The organism is Candidatus Trichorickettsia mobilis, from assembly GCF_034366785.1.
Taxonomy (GTDB): Bacteria; Pseudomonadota; Alphaproteobacteria; order Rickettsiales; family Rickettsiaceae; genus Trichorickettsia; species Trichorickettsia mobilis_A.
Genome location: NZ_CP112932.1, coordinates 1,004,034 through 1,021,634 on the forward strand (window position 1 = coordinate 1,004,034; position 17,601 = coordinate 1,021,634).

The window sequence follows — 17,601 nt, forward strand, 5'->3', positions numbered from 1 at the left end:
GCTTAGGTCTATTCAATGATAGCATAAGAGCAGTGCCGATCATTAATAAATGACTTATAATTGGTATAAATATTGATCATCTTATTAAAGAAACCTTCTGTAATGTACGGATCTGCTGGACCAATCGAAGCTGTAGGTAAGATAACCATCTTGCCATATAGCCACATATTTTGATAAATAGTTTTAATCAGGTTTTGGCTTAAATTAGTGTTTTGTTGATAAAAATCTTCTAATACCTTAGAAATAACAGGGCTTGCAGCAACTGATCCAATTAATTTTTGTGAAGCGAGTAGTTGTAAATTTTGGTGATTTACTGGTTGTAACCCGGTATATAATTTATACTTATTACCAAGCTCAAATAATGGAGAAATAGGTTTGGCTTTTGCATCAGCATAATGTCCACCAAATCTATTAATTAGTTCAAGACCAGATAAAAACCGTAACTCTTCAGGAGCATGCTGTTGCTCAGTAAGATATTTTTTTATAATTGGTAGGAGCTCAGATATTTTATTTAAATCCCAAATTTCAATAATAAAATTTCGATTTAACATGATCCAATCATGCATGTTATTAGCCAAATCATTTTTCTCTTGTTCATTAAACACCACAAAAATAATTTTTTTCGGTATTTCATCATTTACCTTGAACGGTAATAATGAGGGAGCGTTTTTAGCGTAATAATATTCCAGAGAATCCAAAATATGTTGATCTGATGGAGGTAACTTCATCAATAATTTTTTACGTTCTGGAATTTCCATATCCATGCCTTGAGCAAATGTTAAAAATCCAGTCTCTGATTTTGCTATATTATGCAAAATAAAGCTTTCTTGTTTAGCTCCAGCAAACGGAAATTTATCCTGAATATTTTGGCTTGTAGCAATTTTAATAAAATTAAATAGACTGTTTTTTTCGTTAATTTTATATAAGTCATATATGAAGCAAGAGAATTCATAAGTTGTGGGTAATACTATAGCTTTCTGATCATTTAATAATTCTTTGTGGATAGCTTCACGCAAAGGATACATTGTAGTTTTTAAAATAAACCAGTTAATATCTGCATAATTTCTATTGCTATCATCACCATTATCATATAGTTGTAGTTGTTTTGGTAAATTAGTTGTAATAATATCAAGAGTACTTTTGATTATCGGATGTTTAGGTATAGTACCAATAAAGCCATTGTTGATCTGTAGGTTTCCTCCAAGCTGATATAAAATAAATTCTGAAACAGCATAAAAATCATATTTATGATTTAATTCATCTAAAGATTTATAGCATTTGATATCTGTGTCTCTATATACCCCACCATATTTTAATAATATTTCGTATCTTAATATATCAGATTTTTGTGTCCACGTACGAGCCAAGTCATAAACATGCTTATATTGCAGATTAAGTTGTTCAATGTCAGCATCTTGCCATAATTTAAATTCCCAATCCGGATGCAACAATTTACATTCTTCCATGTAGTTTTTATATAATGGTGGTAGAGGACTCTGACCAATCCATATTTGATGCATAATTTTAGGAATTAATGGTTCGGCGTTATACACCATTTTAGAAGGAGATCTTTGCTGATAAATATCTGCTATTAACTTATTGAATGTTTGATTCTTGAATTTATCCCAAGTACTTTTTACTCTTGATGATCTATCAGTTACTGATTCTTCAAAAGTTGGATCTTGAGCAAAAGATAAAGAAGATGAAAAGATTAATATAAGGAACTTAAGCAGCCAAAGCTTTAGAGAGTGTTTAATAAACTGTGTCAAGTCGTCTTGCCTGAGGTCTCTGCCTGAAGCAATCCAGTCAATCTTAAAGATTGACTGGATTGCTTCAGGCAAAACCCTCGCAATGACAGGCCTTATTTTTAATCGACACAGTTCAGCGAACACTCTCAAACTTTAGCACATCTAATTATCTGAGGGTTGACTCATGCCCATAATATTATACCCGCAATCAACATGATGTATTTCACCAGTGACACCAGCAGCATAATTGCTTAACAAATACACAGCAGCACCAGCAACATCCTCTTGCTTGGTGTTACGACGTAGAGGAGAAGTGGCAGCATGAATATTGAGCATTGTTTTGAAATCACCAATACCACTAGAAGCAAGGGTTTTAATAGGTCCGGCAGAAATACCATTTACTCTAATGCCATTTTCTCCCATGTCATAGGCTAAATAGCGTATACTTGCTTCAAGAGCAGCTTTTGCCACTCCCATAACGTTGTAACCAGGTATAACTTTCTCTGCACCGTAGTAAGTCAAGCTTAGAATACTACTACCAGGTGCCATTAATACTTCGGCTCTTTGAGCTAGGGCAGTCAATGAATAACAGGAAATCTGCATGGAGTTCTGAAAATTCCTCAGGCTGGTATCGATATATCTTCCTTTTAACTCATTTTTATCTGCAAAAGCGATCGAATGTACAATAAAATCTAATTTACCCCATTGTTGTTTTATTGAGGTAAATAACTTATCCATAGATTCTTCGCTAGCGACATCACATTGGTCAACGAAGTCACATCCTACTTCGTCTGCTAAAGGAATTACTCTTTTTGCCAGAATTTCATTTGGATAAGTAAAAGCAATATTTGCACCTTCTTCTTTTGCTGCATTTGCAATGGCCCAAGCTATAGACATATTATTTGCTACACCCGTAATTAATCCTTTTTTTCCTACTAATAAACCTGTAACATCGTTTTGCATATATTTACCAATTTTATTTTTTGCAAAGACTATCATGTGAAGTAGATTTTTGTAAATCTATTTTTTATTTGTATAGTATAAGGGGATAGATGTAAACTTTAATTCTCAAACATTGAGCAAATCAATCGTTGAAATAAAAATACCACAATTATTTGCTAACTCGATTGTAGTTTTATGATCAATAATAATGGTCTTATGATCAATAGCAAGACCACTATATTTATAATTAGATAGTAGCTTAATTGTATCTGGTCCGATAGTAGGGAGATCCAAACGCATGTCTTGGTTTTGTTTTAGCATTTTTATAAGGATAGCTCCTGTCTTTTTTTTACGTAAACTAGCGCATCTTATGATTAAGTTATCTGTTCCTTCTGCTGCTTCTATGCCAAGTACATAACCATCTTCTACAATTACTGATTGTCCGACATCTAAAGCGCCTAAAGCTATAGCTACTTTTTTACCAAATTCAATATCTATGAGGTTTTGAGCGGATGGAATAAGTGTGGTTAAGGCATTATTTTCAGTAGTTACATTAGTTATATTAGCATATATATCTTGGACAGAGACTACGGTAAAGCCATAATGCTCAAAAAAATCTGCCACTACTCGTAGAATACTATCATCACCAAGAAATTTATTGGCTAATATTTTAGACAGTAATTTTGCTCCAATAAGGTCAGCTTTAATGGTCAGTAAATTGGGACGACGTACTCCACCGGCAAAAATAATATTTTTTACTCCAAACTGTTTGAAATAATCAATTACGGCACCGACGCTGCCGATTGCAAATTCTCGATATGGGAGCTGTGGGTCAAACTTTACATCAACCTCATTATTTATGGCAGCAATGCAGCAATTACCATTTTGTTGTGTGTAAAATTTGGCAATCTCTAATGGTAGCAAACCACGTCCAGCTATAATTCCTAAAGTTGAGAGAGTGGTATCAGTATTTTGGTAATGGTTGGTCATGTATGTAATGTCCCTCCTGAATTTATTTCAGGAGTTGTTTAGATTTCATGAGATCCTGAAATAAATTCAGGAGGACATTCTAAATTGCTAAGGTTTTTTGAATCAGCTTATCTCAAATAAATAGGTCTGATAGTGCAAGTGAAGTTTTGGTATACGAAGGTCAAAATTAAGAAGTGCTAGAAGTTCTAGAATCGAGAAGCGCAGCGTACACTTGAGTTTGTTTCGCATCGCAGAGTTCTAGGAACGACAACACAATTCTTAATTTTCACCGAGTAGATCGTGGTTGACAGAAAGCACGCATATTATCCTGTTGAATAAAATTTATTATTTGTTCAACAATAACATTGCCTTTATAAGATTGTGAAATCTGATTAACTCGATCAGCAAAGATACCATGATCAGCAAATAGTTCTTCTATTGCCTTAACACTATCTAATGTTTCCTGCTTATCAAAGCCACGTCTTTTCATACCTACTAGATTTAATCCTTCAAGTACTGCTCGCTCATTTTTTGCTAGGCCAAATGGAATGATATCTTTATCAATAGCAGACATACCACCAATCATTGCATGTTGACCAATGCGTACATATTGTAATACTGCCGATAAGCCACCAATTATAGCGTAATCATAAACCTGTACATGTCCGGCCAAACTAACATAATTAGCTAAAATAACGTTACTACCAATTTTACAATCATGAGCTATATGTACGCCAACCATGAATAAACCATGGTCTCCGATCATAGTTATCATACCACCACCTGTAGTTCCGGGCTGAATGGTAACATATTCTCTGATAATATTATTTTGGCCAATGATAATTTCAGAAGATTCTCCCTGATATTTTAGATCCTGAGGAGCATGACCAATTGAAGCAAATGGATAAATAACAGTGTTATTACCAATTGTAGTCTTACCTTCGATAATCACATGTGACTTAAGGTCTACATTATCACCCAACAACACATCTGATCCAATTAGACAAAATGGGCCTATTTTTACATTTTGCCCAATTGAAGCTGTTGGATGCACTATGGCCAATGGATGAATCATAATAGACCTCCTGCATAACCTATTCTGGTTGGTAATTTTGTTGTCAAAATTTGACTCTGGTTCTTACTGTACATAGTGACACTTGCGATCCTCGTCTGCATTTTGTCTGAAGAATTTCTTAACTATTTCTAAGTTATGCAGGAGGTCTAATATACTCTGTTTATCAATTGTTTGTGCCATAGGAGTATAGCCGTTAAAGCCTATTTTTAACCATTGCCGTAAAAAAACTTTCTGCTGCTATAGTGTTGTTGATTTCAGCTCTTGCAGCAAATTTCCACACTTGAGATCTATTCTGTTCTATAGTTGAATATAGATACATCGTATCACCAGGTTCAACAATTTTACGAAATTTTGTTGATTCTATTGACATAAAATATACATCTTTATCTTCTTTAGTATCCATAGATTTAGAAACTAAAACAGCAGATAATTGAGCCATTGCTTCAATAATTAATACTCCAGGCATAATTGGTCGATGTGGGAAATGACCAGTAAATTGTGGTTCATTAACAGTAACATTCTTGATGCCGACTATTGAGTGATTTGGTTGTAGCGCTATAACTTTATCTATCAGCAAAAAAGGATAACGATGCGGAATCATTTTCATGATTTCTACTATATCAATTATTTCAACATTCATTTTTCTTTCTCTTTTGAATCAGCTGTTTTATGGCAATAGTTTGTTTATGCCAGTCTCTAATCGGTACTGTCGGTGTGCCGCCAACTATACTATTTGGTGGCAAATCCTGAATTACTCCACCTTGGGCGGCAATTTGTGATTGATCGCCAACCGTGAGATGTCCAGATATACCAACTTGTCCTCCAAGAGCGCAGTAATTACCGATTTTACTGCTGCCGGCAATACCTACTTGTGCAACAATTATCGAGCCCTTACCGATTCTGACATTATGAGCAATTTGTACTAAATTATCTATGCGACATAGATCTTCGATTACTGTATCATTTAGAGAGCCTCGATCAATAGTAGCATTAGCTCCAATCTCAACATTATTACCAATTATTACTTTCCCAATATGAAAAATTTTGTGATGTACTCCTCCTGCGGTGGCAAAACCAAAACCATCTTGACCAATTCGAGCTCCAGGTAAAATCACAACATCATCCCCTATTTCACAATAGCTAAGAGTAACATGTGAATATATTTTTGCTCGATTGCCAATTCGCACTCCAAAATCAATAAAACTACCAGCTTCGATAATACAATCATCACCTATAGTTACATTATCTTCGATAACTACATTATGACCGATATAACAGTTCTTGCCTATAATTGCAAGTGCTGATACTTGCGCTGATGTAGCAATCTTTTGTGGATAGGTTTTTGCAAGATTATAAAATAAATCAATTAACTTAGTGTAGGCTAGATATGGATTCTTATTTTTTAATAGCACCAGTTGTAATTCTGTTTTAGTAGTAAAATCGCTGGGCACTATACACGCAGTCGCACGGCTATTATCAAAATCTTTTGCATATTTTTTGTTACTAAAGAAACTAATATCACCATCATTTGCTAATGTTAAAGGTTTTACAGCAACAATAGGGGTATCTTGATTATAACGATTTCCTTGAGGGAATAAGATCTCACAATTAGTAGCTGTGGCAATTTCAGCAATCGTGTGAGGTTTTGATATTTTGTAAAAATTTGTATCTACCATAGAGTTATTAGTTGTTTGTTTATGTACTTAGAGCCTGTCAGATCAGTACATCTAAGAGGTGATTTTGTCGTCAAAACGCAGGCGAAGTTCCGAAACAAACTAAAAAACTGCTTGCGGTACTCGGCTTCGTTTTTCCTAAAACTTCCTCTATTATATCTACTGATTTGACAGGCTCTTAAATTGGTGCTGTTTGTTGAACCAACGCATCAAGCTAAGAGAAAAGAGACAATACGAATGTCATTGCGAGGCGTTCCCCGTGTCTGAGTTGAGACCCACGTTAGTGTGGTCGAAGCAATCTAGTCGTTTATTTCCTGGATTGCTTCAGGCAAAGCTCTCGCAATGACGGGGAACGTCTCGTAATGACTGTGTGGGGTGATGTGACTCAAGTAAGACAATTTATTGTCTCTTTTTTTAACTTGAGCACAATGTCAAAGACTTCTCTTATCGTCTGATTACCCTTGTATTACAAATCATATCGTGAAATCCCTTTTTTTCTTTAGTAATTATTATTGGTATAGCTAATATAATTGCTGTAGCACCAAGTAATACTAAAAGTAATGCTAAAATTGCTTCAAGATCAATAAAGAAAGCTACAATAAGTAGCATAAACAACATTATTAATACCGCAGAGGCAACCATAGCAAGTTCTCTTGCTATGGCTCTAAGTAAGGTTAATTTATTACCTTCAATAGTAATTAACTTCAATTTTAGCAAGTATTTACCAGGAGTAGCTTGCATCGTAGAACTATTAAATAACGGATAATAGATCCAGGCCATTATTGAGTGAGTTGTATTAGCAAAATTTTCTACCTTGGTGATTTGTATTTCATCAGAGTTATATTCTACAATGTTACGCCATGTTTCTGAATATAGCGAGATAAAATCTATACCAAAGAAAACACTTCCTATTACAATAAGAGTAATTTGTAATAGGAAGCCATCTATTATGTGAGCACAGCTACGTCGCCATATGCCTGCATATTCAAATTGTAGCTGGTTCATTTGTAACTTCTCTCACTGTATAATTTGCCATTGACCGTCAGGTTTGCGACAGGCACGACCATAGGCCTTTTCTTCTTTGCCGCCGACAACTATTACTTGAGTATATTCCCGGCAATATTCCCCGCTATCAGCTCTATAGGTTTTTGTAGGAGTAACATATCCATAGTGTCCGTTATCAGGATTGCGCCATTCGACGCTGTTTCCAGCCGGTGAGGTTTCTAATGCTTGTTGTGAACGCATTTCTAATATACGACGATCAGTGTCATCCATGGTTTTACCAATTTGACCACCTATTAGTGCTCCAGCTAATACTCCCACTCCAGTTGCAGCTAAGGCACCACTACCTTTACCAAACTGAGAACCAAGTAACCCTCCAGCCAGACCACCAATTAAGGTGCCACTGCCTTGCTTGTTCATTCCTCCTGCGCATCCTTGCAAGATAAATCCTATTAAAGCTATTGCGATAATTTTGTTGCTATTCATACTTCCTCTTTAAAATAATAATGCTATTATATAGCTTAACAAGAAGTTATTATACGATTTCCTATAAAATATACCACATATTTTATTCATAATATATAACCACAAATAAATGCAACTATTAAGTATGTCCGTCAAAGTTGAACATCAGCTAATAAGATTAGCATCAAGTTTGTCAGTAGTTACTGCGGTGATAATACTCGCCATTAAAATCTATGGTTTGGAGAGTACAGATTCACAATCAATACTTGCTTCATTAGTGGATTCAATGCTTGATATTTCTTCATCATTGCTAAATTTAATAGCGATTCGTATAGCACTGCAACCACCAGATCACAATCATCGATTTGGTCATGAAAAATTCCAGGATTTAGCTGTTTTTTCACAATCGATGTTTTTTTGTGCTTCAGGTATATTTACTTTTATCTCATCAGCAAGAAGTTTGTTTGAACAGAATCCGGTTACAAATCCCGAGATAGGCATCAAAGCCATGTATTGGTGTGTATTATTGACCTTTTTATTAGTATGTTATCAAAGCTACGTTATAAAAAAAACAAAATCTAATATAATAGCAGCTGATAAAGTACACTATTTTGCTGATTTTTTAACCAATATTGCGGTAATTCTCTCTTTATACTTATGCAATAAAATTTGGTGGATCGATGCTTTATGCGGTATTAGTATTTCATTGTATATATTGTACTCATGCTACTCTTTATTTCGTCAAGCAATAAGAAATTTAGTTGATGAAGAGATGCCTGACAAGGATAAGCAAAAAATACTAACCATTATTATTAATAATCAGAAGATTAAAGGAATTCATGATTTTAAAACCAGATATGCTGCTAATAAACCGTTTATCCAATTTCATTTGGAAATGGATGGAACGATGTCGTTAAACGATGCTCATCAAATTAGTGATCAGATATGCGAGGAATTATTAAAAATTTTTCCAAATGCAGAAATTATTGTTCATCAAGATCCAGAAGAAATAGATGAACCAGTAGGTTATCGTGAAGTCCTCAGGATTTAACAGTGTATTTATGCAAAAAGCATTAATGCTAGCAGCAGAGGCGTATAATAACGATGAGATTCCTGTTGGAGCTGTTATTGTAAATCGCAAAGAGCAAACTATAGTTGCTAAAGCTCATAATATTATGCAGAAACATAATAATTCTTTATTGCATGCAGAAATAGTCGCAATTAATCGCGCATGTCAAGGGTTAAATAGTAAGTATCTGGAGAATTGTGATATTTATGTTAGTTTGGAACCATGCGTAATGTGTGCAGCTGCTATATCTTATGCAAAAATCAGTAGATTATTTTATGCTGCTGCCGATCGAAAGCAAGGAGCAGTTGAGCATGGAGTACGATTTTTTACAAAGAAATCATGTTTTCATCGTCCAGAAGTGTATGATAACCTAGATGCTGAAAAATCTCAGCAGCTAATTAAAAGTTTTTTTAGGCAGATAAGAAAAAATGGTCTATAATCTGTTTCTAGTAATAGAGTTGATATTTTAGAGAATAGGAATAAAGTATGTTATTTGTTATAGGTTTTATAGTTGTTTTTGCTTCAGTGATTACGGGCTATAAAATGCACTCTGGAGACCTGTCTGTACTTTGGCAGCCTAATGAAATCATAATTATTGTCGGCGCTGGCTTTGGCTCCATCTTAATTGGTAATCCGTGGGGAGTGATAGTAAAAACAGTAAAATCATTGAAAAGCTTATTTGTAGGTGGTAGTGTATATGACAAAAATGATTATTTAGAATTATTGTTGTTTTGTTTTAATACTTTTAAATTAATGAAAGTTAAAGGTATGTTAGAAATTGAGTCGCACATAGAAAATCCCGATGAAAGTGAATTATTTGCTCAAGCACCATCATTAAAGAAAGAAGCTTTCATGTATAGATTCGTTACAGATAATTTAAGAATAGTAACTATGGGAGCTGATAATTCTTATCAATTTGAGGATCTTGTTAGTAAAGAGATAGAAGTTTATGAAGATGGAATTAATGCTCCCAGCAAAGTAATATTGACTCTTGCTGATGCATTGCCGGCGCTTGGTATTGTTGCAGCTGTACTTGGGGTAATCGTAACTATGAGAAGTATAGCTGAACCTCCGGAAATCCTTGGTGCTTTAATTGCAGCGGCATTAGTCGGTACTTTTACTGGAGTATTGCTAGCGTACGGGTTATTTGGGCCAATGGGGAATTTTTTGGCTAAGAATGCTGAGTACAGAGTGGAGTATCTTGAGTGTATAAAAGTTGGTTTTCTGTCATATTTAAATAATAATCCACCAATAATAATTGTGGAATATATGAGAAAGTGTATTCCCGATGCTGTTAGACCAACATTCCAGGAGTTAGATAATTTCATTAGTGGTGATACCATGAAAATTATGAATTAATTATGTCAAAAAGCAAAAGTAATGTTACCATAATCTATAGGAGGAAATTAGTCGATAAAAGTCCTACCTATAAACGTACAGGTACTTGGAAAGTAGCTTATGCAGACTTTATTACTGCGATGATGGCTTTCTTTTTAATGTTATGGTTGCTTAGTGTTACCCCAGAGAATACATTGCAAGGAGTTGCGCAATATTTTGCGGTAGTAAGATCCGATACTGAGAAAACGGGTGGTGAAGGAGGTGGAAACGACATAAATCTTGATGATGGTATGGTTGGTCCTACTTCTGCTTCAAGTTCGTTAGTGAATGGTTCGCCTTCCAGAGGTCGCAGAATCAATCAGCAAGATAGTGGGATGATGAGTGATGTAGAAAAACAACATTTTCTTGATATCATGAATACCATCCAGAAAAATGTCGAGATTCAGGATTACATTGATAACATCAGCGTAGATGTTACTGATGAGGGTTTAAGAATACAGATTATGGACAGTGATAATCGTCCGGTTTTCAAACCTAATACTTATGAATTACAACCATATATGAACAAAGTACTAAGTGTCATCGGTAAAATGATTAAAGATCAGCCTAACTACTTAGCTCTTAGCGGCCATACAGCTAGTGTCAAAGATAAAGATGCACTTCAAAGAACAGAAGCTGATTATTGGTTTTTATCAGCTATGCGTGCAAATGAAATTCGTAAATTTTTGACTAAAAATTTAATAAAAGATGACCAAGTTGCGCGAATAGTCGGTAGAGCTGACAAAGAACCATTCGATCCAAAGGATAAATATAGTCCTAAAAATATCAGAGTAAGTATCACCTTGCTTAATAGTTCAGCGGTTAGTCGTTTTCAACAATCGGCGCCAACAGGCTCATCAGCGCCAGCAGGAAAACAAAAAAATAAATAGTAGATTTTAAAGTTTTTAGTGAAGCAATTCAGAAATGGCCTGAATAACCTAGTTGTTATTACTGGATTGCTTTGATTTCTTACAAAATTCTTGCAATGACGTTTAATATCAACTTTTCCCTTAACTTGACGTGTATGATTTATTGAATCCTCCCAGCTCAGGACATTTCGTGTATAACTAATATTTTTGGTTGCTAACGCTAATTCAACTTAAATAACTAACTAAATATATATGTTAGAAGAAGTAACTACTGAATTTATTTTTAAATTTATGCTGATTTTTGCAAGGCTTGGCACAGCTTTCATGTTATTTCCAGCTCTTGGTGATCATAATGTTTTTATGAGAGGACGGCTTGCTATTGCGATGACGGTAACTTTTGTTTTATATCTATTGATCATGTCATCATTACCAGCATATTCAGAGAATTTGCTATATAATGTCAGTTTGTTATTTATTGAGGTGGTAATCGGTTTGATTATAACTATTGGTGCTAAATGTTATTTTTTATCCTTACATACTATAGGGCAGATTATTTCTATGCAGTCAGGGCTTGGAGCGGCTACATTTTTTGATCCGGGACAACGTTCTCAAGTAGCAATATTTGGTAATTTATTAATAATATCAACTACTGTATATATATTTATTACTGATACTCATTATTTATTTATTCAAGTAATTTTAGATAGTTATACCAGATTTCCTCCAGGTGAATTATTGGAGATATCAGACATGAGTAAATTTGTGACGCATGTCGTGAATGATAGTTTTATTTTAGCTTTTAAAATCTCTTCACCATTCTTATTACTAGGTATGGTTTTACTTGTAGGTGCCGGAATACTATCCAGATTGATGCCAAATTTACAAGTATTTTTTATTCTTACCCCAGCTCAAGTTCTATTAATGTTTATGATTTTATATTTGGTAATGGAAACGTTAGTTGAAAAAATAATAACCGCTGTGCAAATGACCATGGGCTTAACAAGCTTTTAACTTGACAAATACTACAAGCAACTTATCATGCTGCTTATATTATTAGTTATATAGACTTATGAAAATTAAACCAGTGATTATGGCTGGTGGTGTTGGTGCTAGGTTATGGCCTTTATCGCGTCAACTTTATCCTAAACAGTTTATTAAGATTTTTGATGGCCTCAGTTTGTTACAAAGAACGTTACTGAGAAATCAAGTATTTGGAAAGCCAACTATAATTGTTGGAGAGAATCATCGATTTATTGCAGCGGAACAAGTACAAGAAATAAATATAGAAGCTGACATCATTACTGAACCATCATCAAAAAATACTGCGCCATGTGCGATCATAGCAGCGTTAACTGCTAAACAGGCAGGGTATGATATGGTAATGTTATTACCATCAGATCATTGGATTTCTAGTGAAGAAGACTATATCTCAGTCATTAGAAAGTCACTGGAATATGTCAGCACTTTGGGCATATGTATTATTGGTATTAAACCAGAATCATCCAATATAGGCTATGGATATATAAAAGCAAAAAATCAAATAGATGCTAACATATTTACAGTAGAGAAATTTGTCGAAAAACCTAATTTAGATACAGCTTTAGCTTATTTTGCTATGACTACTTTAGGGCATGGTAGTTACTTTTGGAATTCAGGGATTTTTATTTTTAAAGTTGATTTTTTGCTTAAAGAAGCACAAAAGCATCAATTAATTCTTTTTGAACAAGTGTATAATTCTTTTGTTAGCTCGATTGAAGATAAAGATTTTATTAGGCTAAATAAAGACTACTATGATCTCATTAAGCCAATATCAGTTGATTACGCTATTATAGAACATTTAGATCAGATGATTATGGTTCGAGCGGAGTTTTTGTGGAAGGATATGGGTAGTTGGTATTCATTATGGCGTAGCCGTGCTAAAGATGAATGTAATAATTATTTTGAAGGAGATGTATTCGCGCGCTCAGTTACAAATTCATACATTAGTACCGGCAAGAAATTAACAGCTGTTATAGGCCTTGATAATGTTATCGTTATTAATACTGAAGATGGAGTGCTAGTAGCTAATAAGTCTAAAGTTGACGATATTAGTGAACTAGTCGCGCATCTAGACGATTTAGGAAGAGTAGAGGTCATAGGTTATACTAGCCAATTATTATCTAGACATCTTACTCAGAACATATGTGATCTAAAACATAAGCTAAAAAGGAAAAAATCCAGGAAAAGTTAGTTCGTACTGTCAACTCGTTACGAGTTTCGCTTTAAAAACTAATCAAAAATTTTGTTCAGAGCCTAAATAAGAGAGTCTGTCGAGGTAATCCAGTTTTTTTGGTTCTGTCGCATCTATTTTTGCAAGGTATGTTTTACGCAAAACTAAGATTTTGGCCGTTATGCAGCGATTAACATTTTAAAATTTTTGAAAGTAGAAAGATTGTTATTAGATCCAATTAATTGTCCTTTTTGAATTATACGAATATTCTCAATACCAGAAATAGTAATTTTTGCTGAACGAAAACTGTTAAAGCCAAGCATCGGCTTCGTTCGTTTTTTAATAAATCTATGATCCTGCTCGACAATATTGTTGAGATATTTGACTTAACACAGCTCAATTTGTATATCTTTGACAAGCTCTTTGTTTGCAGCTTTGAGAGCAGAGATATTACTGTCACTTTTATCGATAGTTACCTTCTGTTATCTCAGATTTAAAGATCACTGGCAATAGATGCGATAGAACCAAGAGGTCTAATGAGCGTTTGATTCTCAAGCCAGTATCATAGAATCTTATATATCCCCTACAACTTGTAACTCAATGTTATTCTTATCAGCAAGATCAGCCATAAACGATAAATCATCATTATCGTAATAATCAATATTAAATCCTAGCTCGCTAAAAACATTTTTATATGCTTTTTTTAGATCGTTACTACAATTAGACTTAGTTACGTTAATCACACTAATCATTAATTCTCTGTTAATCGGTTCAGCTGCTATATATTCGGACAATGCCTCCGATGCTTGCAATAGCAACATTTCATTTGGTTTGAGGACAGTGTTTTGATTAACCAGAGCTTCGTATACTATATTTATATCTTCTGGGAGATAAGTCCCATTTTTACAGTTATTAATAGCTTGTTGTAATTGTATATCGTTAAAAGCATTAGATCTTGTACGCATAATAAAAACCTCTCTAAAAATAAAAAATTGAGTTCTAAGATCATATAAAGACCCTTGGGATGAGTCTAGATGATCTAATAAATGAATATGTTAATTTGATCTTGTACTAGTTTTTCGGACACTGAATCATGCGATTGATAATAAATTTTGTTCGAATAATACAGGTATATTGTAAGCTATAGTAGAGTGTCTACGTTTACGGTTATAATATTCAATATGGTTCTGTCGCATCTATTGCCAGTGATCTTTAAATCTGAGATAACAGGCAATAGATGCGACAGAACCTCTAAAGTAATAGGCATCGATTATATCTTACCTTAATAATTATATCTTACCTTTTATTATAATTTTATATAATAACAATATTATGTAAGTTCTTGAAATTAGACATGTTTTATTATAATATCTTTATTATAAATATAATATGTTCTATCTATATGTATGTAAGCACAGTAACGATATCCTCTAAAGGGCAAATAGTTCTACCTAAAAAAATTCGTAACGCTCTTAATACTAATATCATATCTTTAATTATTAATGATCAGAATCAAGTTTTAATTACTCCAGTACAGGAGTTGGGCGCTAGCCTTGCTTCTTATTCCAAAGATACAGATCTATCTTTTGAGAAAATAAGAAAACAGGCTTGGAAAAATACTATTTTAGCTAAGACTAATGATTTTGCGAGTGAAGAATGAAATATTATTGTGATACTAATTTTGTTATTCGTTACCTATTAGGCGATAACAAAGAAATGTTAGCAAAAACTAAAGAGATTTTTGCACAAGTACAAACCGGCAAAATATTTTTAATTCTTGAGCAAACAGTTTTTACCGAAATAGTTTTTGTCCTGTCATCATTTTATAAAGTTCCTAAAAATAAAATATCAGAAATATTATCTGAGCTTCTGGCTTACAAGGGAGTTGTTTGTGAAGATAAAGAATCATTATTACTAGCTCTTGATTTTTATCATAAACAGAATCTGCATATAGTAGATTGTTTGCTTATTGTGAAAGCAGAGCAAGCTGGTCTAGGTATTCTTTCTTTTGACCAAAAATTGATGAACGTTAGTAACAAAAAGGATAGGCTTTAAACTATGATCGGAAAAACAGTAGGTTATATTAGAGTAAGTCACTTTGACTAAAATCCAGAGAGGCAGTTAGAAGGCATTAAGTTAGACAAAAAGTTTATAGATAAAGCTTCTGGTAAGGATACCAACCGCCATGCTCTAGAAGAACTAATCGGCTATGTACGGGAAGATGATATAATTATCGAGTTCTTTGATAATTTGCGTTGAAAAGAAAAAGACGGTATAAAATATGAAGTAATGAAATATAGTTAATTCATGCAAAATATGCTTCAATTACCACCTATCCCGAGGTCTATATTGGGATTATCGGATATCGAGGTTGAAAGAGTTGAAATCAGCTATAATAGTGAATTTATCATTACTATAAAAAATACGCAGAAAGAAGTAAAATGCAAAAAATGCAATAACCCAACAGAGCCACATGGCCATGGACGGGTTATAAGGCTAAGACATTTGCCGATATTTGATCACACAACTAGATATCGCGTATCAAAATTATATCGTAAATGCTTGATCCTTGCGTAAGAAGAAACTTAAAAAATTAAAAAAGCCCATGGCGCCGGAAGAATACAAGGAATTAGAACCGGCTATATCATTGTTATGTAGGCGTAAGGAATACGCAATTAGCGAGATAGAGGAAAAACAGCTGGAGCCTTTGTTTAAAGTTGTTTCTAAGATTAAGGAAGCCTATAACCTTTGTTTAAAATTAAAAACGATATATAATAAACACTTAACTTCTAAAGAAGCGCTAGAGTCGATAAACAGCTGGATTGAAAACGTTGAGAGTTCTAAGTTAACCTCTTTTAAGAGTTTCATCCAAACGCTCAAAAAATATAAGAATGAGATATGTAATTACTTCATAAATCGCAATACCAGTGGTTTTGTTGAAGGATTTAACAATAAAGTAAAAGTATTAAAGTTGCTATGGCATTCTTAATTTAAAACGCCTGTTTCAGAGAATATTTTTGGATCTCTCTGGGTATACTTTTTTGAATAATTTAACCAATCTAAATGCGGTACAAATGTAAGTTCAACGCAAATTATCAAAGAGCCAAATAAGCTTGATATCTAATACAATATTTTAATTTTATATCAAAACTTTGTTCTAAAGTATACCTAATCAAAGTTTCTTAATTTTAAAAAATCTTGAATCCCCTTGTATTATATGGTGCATTCGATTGGATTCGAACCAACGACCTTTGCCTTCGGAGGGCAATGCTCTATCCAATTGAGCTACGAATGCTATATATATATAAAAAAGTAAGCGTTCACGGTTTTTAGAAAAAGTCGTCTTGTTTGAGATTTTGTTAAAAATCGAAGCAATCCAGTTTTTATAAGGTTTCCTTAATCAAGCTGATTTCTGGATTACTATGGAGCCTAACGACTCTTCTTGATAACGCTTTGTATGTTGGTATACTTAAAAAACTTAAAAACACGTGAACGCTCACTATAAAATAGTAATACCACGAATACCGCCATGATAACAATCCAACTCAAATGAATTTGGATGTAATCTTTCACAACTATCACATGATCTGATATCAATAATATCTTGATTATTATCAATAGTTTGCAATTGTGATAGTAATGTATGTAGAGATTCTATAGAACTTTCTGATTCATTACCACCTATTATATTCATTTTTATTAATCCAGAATCCTGAATATTATTGGGGTTAATTTCTGCAAAAAACTTAATTAATAGATCTTGGTCCAGATTTCTTGCAAGACCAACTTTTTCTAACTTAGTAGAAAAAATACTATAAGCTATCTCTTTATTTAATTCTTTGGTGTATAAAACTAATTCATCTTGCAATGTGACGATTATATATTCTTTACTTTTTACTTCTATTCTTTTCATATATTACTTTCCAAGGCTTTGATCTTTATTCTGATTTTGTTGACGATTTTGTGGAGTAGCGGACGGAGTATTAGAATGAGATTTGGTTACTGATTGATTACGAAATTGTTCGATCTTTTTTATAGTTTCAGGAGAGTAGCTAGGTTTATCTAATTCTTGTTGTTTGGATTGATTGAGTTGAGGAGTCTTTATCTCTTTTTGTTGCGATGCAACAATTTGTTGAGAAGAATCCTTTTCTGGTTGCTGCGATTGGGCAGTCTTTCCTCCTGTAATAGTTTTCCAGGTATTTT

At 33.6% G+C, this 17,601-nt stretch carries 19 protein-coding genes, 1 tRNA gene and 1 pseudogene; 9 read left to right on the top strand and 12 right to left on the bottom strand.

The window, feature by feature from the left end; all coding sequences use genetic code 11:
- Positions 1-8 precede the first annotated feature (8 nt).
- From Trichorick_RS04560 to Trichorick_RS04595, 8 genes are all read right to left on the bottom strand, one after another.
- On the bottom strand, positions 9-1,892 hold the full coding sequence (locus tag Trichorick_RS04560) for a glycosyltransferase (protein ID WP_323737847.1): 1,884 nt from the start codon (positions 1,890-1,892) through the stop codon (positions 9-11).
- An 18-nt stretch (positions 1,893-1,910) separates the two neighbouring features.
- Positions 1,911-2,711, bottom strand: a complete 801-nt coding sequence (locus Trichorick_RS04565) for an enoyl-ACP reductase FabI (RefSeq protein ID WP_323738877.1) — start codon at positions 2,709-2,711, stop codon at positions 1,911-1,913.
- A 105-nt stretch (positions 2,712-2,816) separates the two neighbouring features.
- Positions 2,817-3,680: an LpxI family protein gene (locus tag Trichorick_RS04570; RefSeq protein WP_323737848.1), complete on the bottom strand. Its 864-nt coding sequence runs from the start codon at positions 3,678-3,680 to the stop codon at positions 2,817-2,819.
- A 265-nt stretch (positions 3,681-3,945) separates the two neighbouring features.
- Positions 3,946-4,734, bottom strand: a complete 789-nt coding sequence (gene lpxA, locus Trichorick_RS04575) for an acyl-ACP--UDP-N-acetylglucosamine O-acyltransferase (RefSeq protein ID WP_323737849.1) — start codon at positions 4,732-4,734, stop codon at positions 3,946-3,948.
- A gap of 193 nt (positions 4,735-4,927) precedes the next feature.
- Entirely contained in the window at positions 4,928-5,374 is a 447-nt protein-coding gene (fabZ, locus tag Trichorick_RS04580) for a 3-hydroxyacyl-ACP dehydratase FabZ (protein ID WP_323737850.1), read from the bottom strand.
- A complete protein-coding gene (gene lpxD, locus Trichorick_RS04585; RefSeq protein ID WP_323737851.1) occupies positions 5,364-6,410 on the bottom strand; it encodes a UDP-3-O-(3-hydroxymyristoyl)glucosamine N-acyltransferase in 1,047 nt (348 codons plus the stop codon). The genes fabZ and lpxD overlap by 11 nt, the downstream gene beginning before the upstream one ends.
- Before the next feature lie 441 nt (positions 6,411-6,851).
- On the bottom strand, positions 6,852-7,412 hold the full coding sequence (locus Trichorick_RS04590; protein WP_323737852.1) for an RDD family protein: 561 nt from the start codon (positions 7,410-7,412) through the stop codon (positions 6,852-6,854).
- Between the two features lie 12 nt (positions 7,413-7,424).
- On the bottom strand, positions 7,425-7,895 hold the full coding sequence (locus tag Trichorick_RS04595; protein ID WP_323737853.1) for an RT0821/Lpp0805 family surface protein: 471 nt from the start codon (positions 7,893-7,895) through the stop codon (positions 7,425-7,427).
- Positions 7,896-8,019: 124 nt separating this feature from the next.
- Here Trichorick_RS04595 and Trichorick_RS04600 point away from each other — a divergent pair, with 124 nt between their 5' ends.
- The 6 genes from Trichorick_RS04600 to Trichorick_RS04625 all read left to right on the top strand — a co-directional run bounded on the left by Trichorick_RS04600 (position 8,020) and on the right by Trichorick_RS04625 (position 13,419).
- Positions 8,020-8,925 carry a cation diffusion facilitator family transporter gene (locus tag Trichorick_RS04600; protein WP_410250267.1) on the top strand — a complete coding sequence of 302 codons (906 nt, stop codon included), beginning with the start codon at positions 8,020-8,022 and terminating at the stop codon, positions 8,923-8,925.
- A gap of 10 nt (positions 8,926-8,935) precedes the next feature.
- Complete coding sequence (locus Trichorick_RS04605; protein ID WP_323737855.1) at positions 8,936-9,382, top strand: nucleoside deaminase; 447 nt, start codon at positions 8,936-8,938, stop codon at positions 9,380-9,382.
- Between the two features lie 47 nt (positions 9,383-9,429).
- Positions 9,430-10,302 (top strand): flagellar motor stator protein MotA, encoded by an 873-nt coding sequence (motA, locus tag Trichorick_RS04610; protein ID WP_323737856.1) that lies wholly within the window; start codon positions 9,430-9,432, stop codon positions 10,300-10,302.
- Positions 10,303-10,304: 2 nt separating this feature from the next.
- Entirely contained in the window at positions 10,305-11,210 is a 906-nt protein-coding gene (locus Trichorick_RS04615) for a flagellar motor protein MotB (protein WP_323737857.1), read from the top strand.
- A 231-nt stretch (positions 11,211-11,441) separates the two neighbouring features.
- Positions 11,442-12,200 (top strand): flagellar biosynthetic protein FliR, encoded by a 759-nt coding sequence (locus Trichorick_RS04620; protein ID WP_323737858.1) that lies wholly within the window; start codon positions 11,442-11,444, stop codon positions 12,198-12,200.
- Between the two features lie 58 nt (positions 12,201-12,258).
- Positions 12,259-13,419, top strand: a complete 1,161-nt coding sequence (locus tag Trichorick_RS04625; protein WP_323737859.1) for a mannose-1-phosphate guanylyltransferase — start codon at positions 12,259-12,261, stop codon at positions 13,417-13,419.
- A 158-nt stretch (positions 13,420-13,577) separates the two neighbouring features.
- Here the strand turns inward: Trichorick_RS04625 and Trichorick_RS04630 are convergent.
- Together Trichorick_RS04630 and Trichorick_RS04635 are read right to left on the bottom strand one after the other, a co-directional pair.
- Positions 13,578-13,877: pseudogene (locus tag Trichorick_RS04630) on the bottom strand (DDE-type integrase/transposase/recombinase); the annotation flags it as partial.
- A 93-nt stretch (positions 13,878-13,970) separates the two neighbouring features.
- The gene (locus Trichorick_RS04635; protein WP_323737860.1) at positions 13,971-14,363 is read right to left on the bottom strand and encodes a hypothetical protein; all 393 of its coding nucleotides are present in this window, start codon (positions 14,361-14,363) and stop codon (positions 13,971-13,973) included.
- 437 nt (positions 14,364-14,800) lie between these two features.
- Here Trichorick_RS04635 and Trichorick_RS04640 point away from each other — a divergent pair, with 437 nt between their 5' ends.
- The 3 genes from Trichorick_RS04640 to Trichorick_RS04650 all read left to right on the top strand — a co-directional run bounded on the left by Trichorick_RS04640 (position 14,801) and on the right by Trichorick_RS04650 (position 16,387).
- Positions 14,801-15,058 (top strand): AbrB/MazE/SpoVT family DNA-binding domain-containing protein, encoded by a 258-nt coding sequence (locus Trichorick_RS04640; RefSeq protein ID WP_323737861.1) that lies wholly within the window; start codon positions 14,801-14,803, stop codon positions 15,056-15,058.
- Positions 15,055-15,453: a PIN domain-containing protein gene (locus Trichorick_RS04645; protein WP_323737862.1), complete on the top strand. Its 399-nt coding sequence runs from the start codon at positions 15,055-15,057 to the stop codon at positions 15,451-15,453. Before Trichorick_RS04640 ends, Trichorick_RS04645 begins: the two co-directional genes overlap by 4 nt.
- 550 nt (positions 15,454-16,003) lie before the next feature.
- On the top strand, positions 16,004-16,387 hold the full coding sequence (locus Trichorick_RS04650) for a transposase (protein ID WP_410250235.1): 384 nt from the start codon (positions 16,004-16,006) through the stop codon (positions 16,385-16,387).
- Between the two features lie 229 nt (positions 16,388-16,616).
- On the opposite strand, the gene Trichorick_RS04655 is transcribed toward Trichorick_RS04650, so the two are convergent.
- Both Trichorick_RS04655 and Trichorick_RS04660 read right to left on the bottom strand, forming a co-directional pair.
- Positions 16,617-16,693 (bottom strand) — tRNA-Arg (locus Trichorick_RS04655).
- Between the two features lie 204 nt (positions 16,694-16,897).
- The gene (locus Trichorick_RS04660; protein ID WP_323737864.1) at positions 16,898-17,311 is read right to left on the bottom strand and encodes a hypothetical protein; all 414 of its coding nucleotides are present in this window, start codon (positions 17,309-17,311) and stop codon (positions 16,898-16,900) included.
- Positions 17,312-17,601: the final 290 nt, after the last annotated feature.

What these genes read in the sequence shown, in the direction of transcription:
- Trichorick_RS04565 (WP_323738877.1), bottom strand. Translation starts at nt 2,711, where the DNA reads ATGCAAAACGATGTTACAGGTTTATTAGTAGGAAAAAAAGGATTAATT.
- Trichorick_RS04570 (WP_323737848.1), bottom strand. Translation starts at nt 3,680, where the DNA reads ATGACCAACCATTACCAAAATACTGATACCACTCTCTCAACTTTAGGA.
- lpxA (WP_323737849.1), bottom strand. Translation starts at nt 4,734, where the DNA reads ATGATTCATCCATTGGCCATAGTGCATCCAACAGCTTCAATTGGGCAA.
- fabZ (WP_323737850.1), bottom strand. Translation starts at nt 5,374, where the DNA reads ATGAATGTTGAAATAATTGATATAGTAGAAATCATGAAAATGATTCCG.
- lpxD (WP_323737851.1), bottom strand. Translation starts at nt 6,410, where the DNA reads ATGGTAGATACAAATTTTTACAAAATATCAAAACCTCACACGATTGCT.
- Trichorick_RS04590 (WP_323737852.1), bottom strand. Translation starts at nt 7,412, where the DNA reads ATGAACCAGCTACAATTTGAATATGCAGGCATATGGCGACGTAGCTGT.
- Trichorick_RS04595 (WP_323737853.1), bottom strand. Translation starts at nt 7,895, where the DNA reads ATGAATAGCAACAAAATTATCGCAATAGCTTTAATAGGATTTATCTTG.
- Trichorick_RS04600 (WP_410250267.1), top strand. Translation starts at nt 8,020, where the DNA reads ATGTCCGTCAAAGTTGAACATCAGCTAATAAGATTAGCATCAAGTTTG.
- Trichorick_RS04605 (WP_323737855.1), top strand. Translation starts at nt 8,936, where the DNA reads ATGCAAAAAGCATTAATGCTAGCAGCAGAGGCGTATAATAACGATGAG.
- motA (WP_323737856.1), top strand. Translation starts at nt 9,430, where the DNA reads ATGTTATTTGTTATAGGTTTTATAGTTGTTTTTGCTTCAGTGATTACG.
- Trichorick_RS04615 (WP_323737857.1), top strand. Translation starts at nt 10,305, where the DNA reads ATGTCAAAAAGCAAAAGTAATGTTACCATAATCTATAGGAGGAAATTA.
- Trichorick_RS04620 (WP_323737858.1), top strand. Translation starts at nt 11,442, where the DNA reads ATGTTAGAAGAAGTAACTACTGAATTTATTTTTAAATTTATGCTGATT.
- Trichorick_RS04625 (WP_323737859.1), top strand. Translation starts at nt 12,259, where the DNA reads ATGAAAATTAAACCAGTGATTATGGCTGGTGGTGTTGGTGCTAGGTTA.
- Trichorick_RS04635 (WP_323737860.1), bottom strand. Translation starts at nt 14,363, where the DNA reads ATGCGTACAAGATCTAATGCTTTTAACGATATACAATTACAACAAGCT.
- Trichorick_RS04640 (WP_323737861.1), top strand. Translation starts at nt 14,801, where the DNA reads ATGTATGTAAGCACAGTAACGATATCCTCTAAAGGGCAAATAGTTCTA.
- Trichorick_RS04645 (WP_323737862.1), top strand. Translation starts at nt 15,055, where the DNA reads ATGAAATATTATTGTGATACTAATTTTGTTATTCGTTACCTATTAGGC.
- Trichorick_RS04650 (WP_410250235.1), top strand. Translation starts at nt 16,004, where the DNA reads ATGGCGCCGGAAGAATACAAGGAATTAGAACCGGCTATATCATTGTTA.
- Trichorick_RS04660 (WP_323737864.1), bottom strand. Translation starts at nt 17,311, where the DNA reads ATGAAAAGAATAGAAGTAAAAAGTAAAGAATATATAATCGTCACATTG.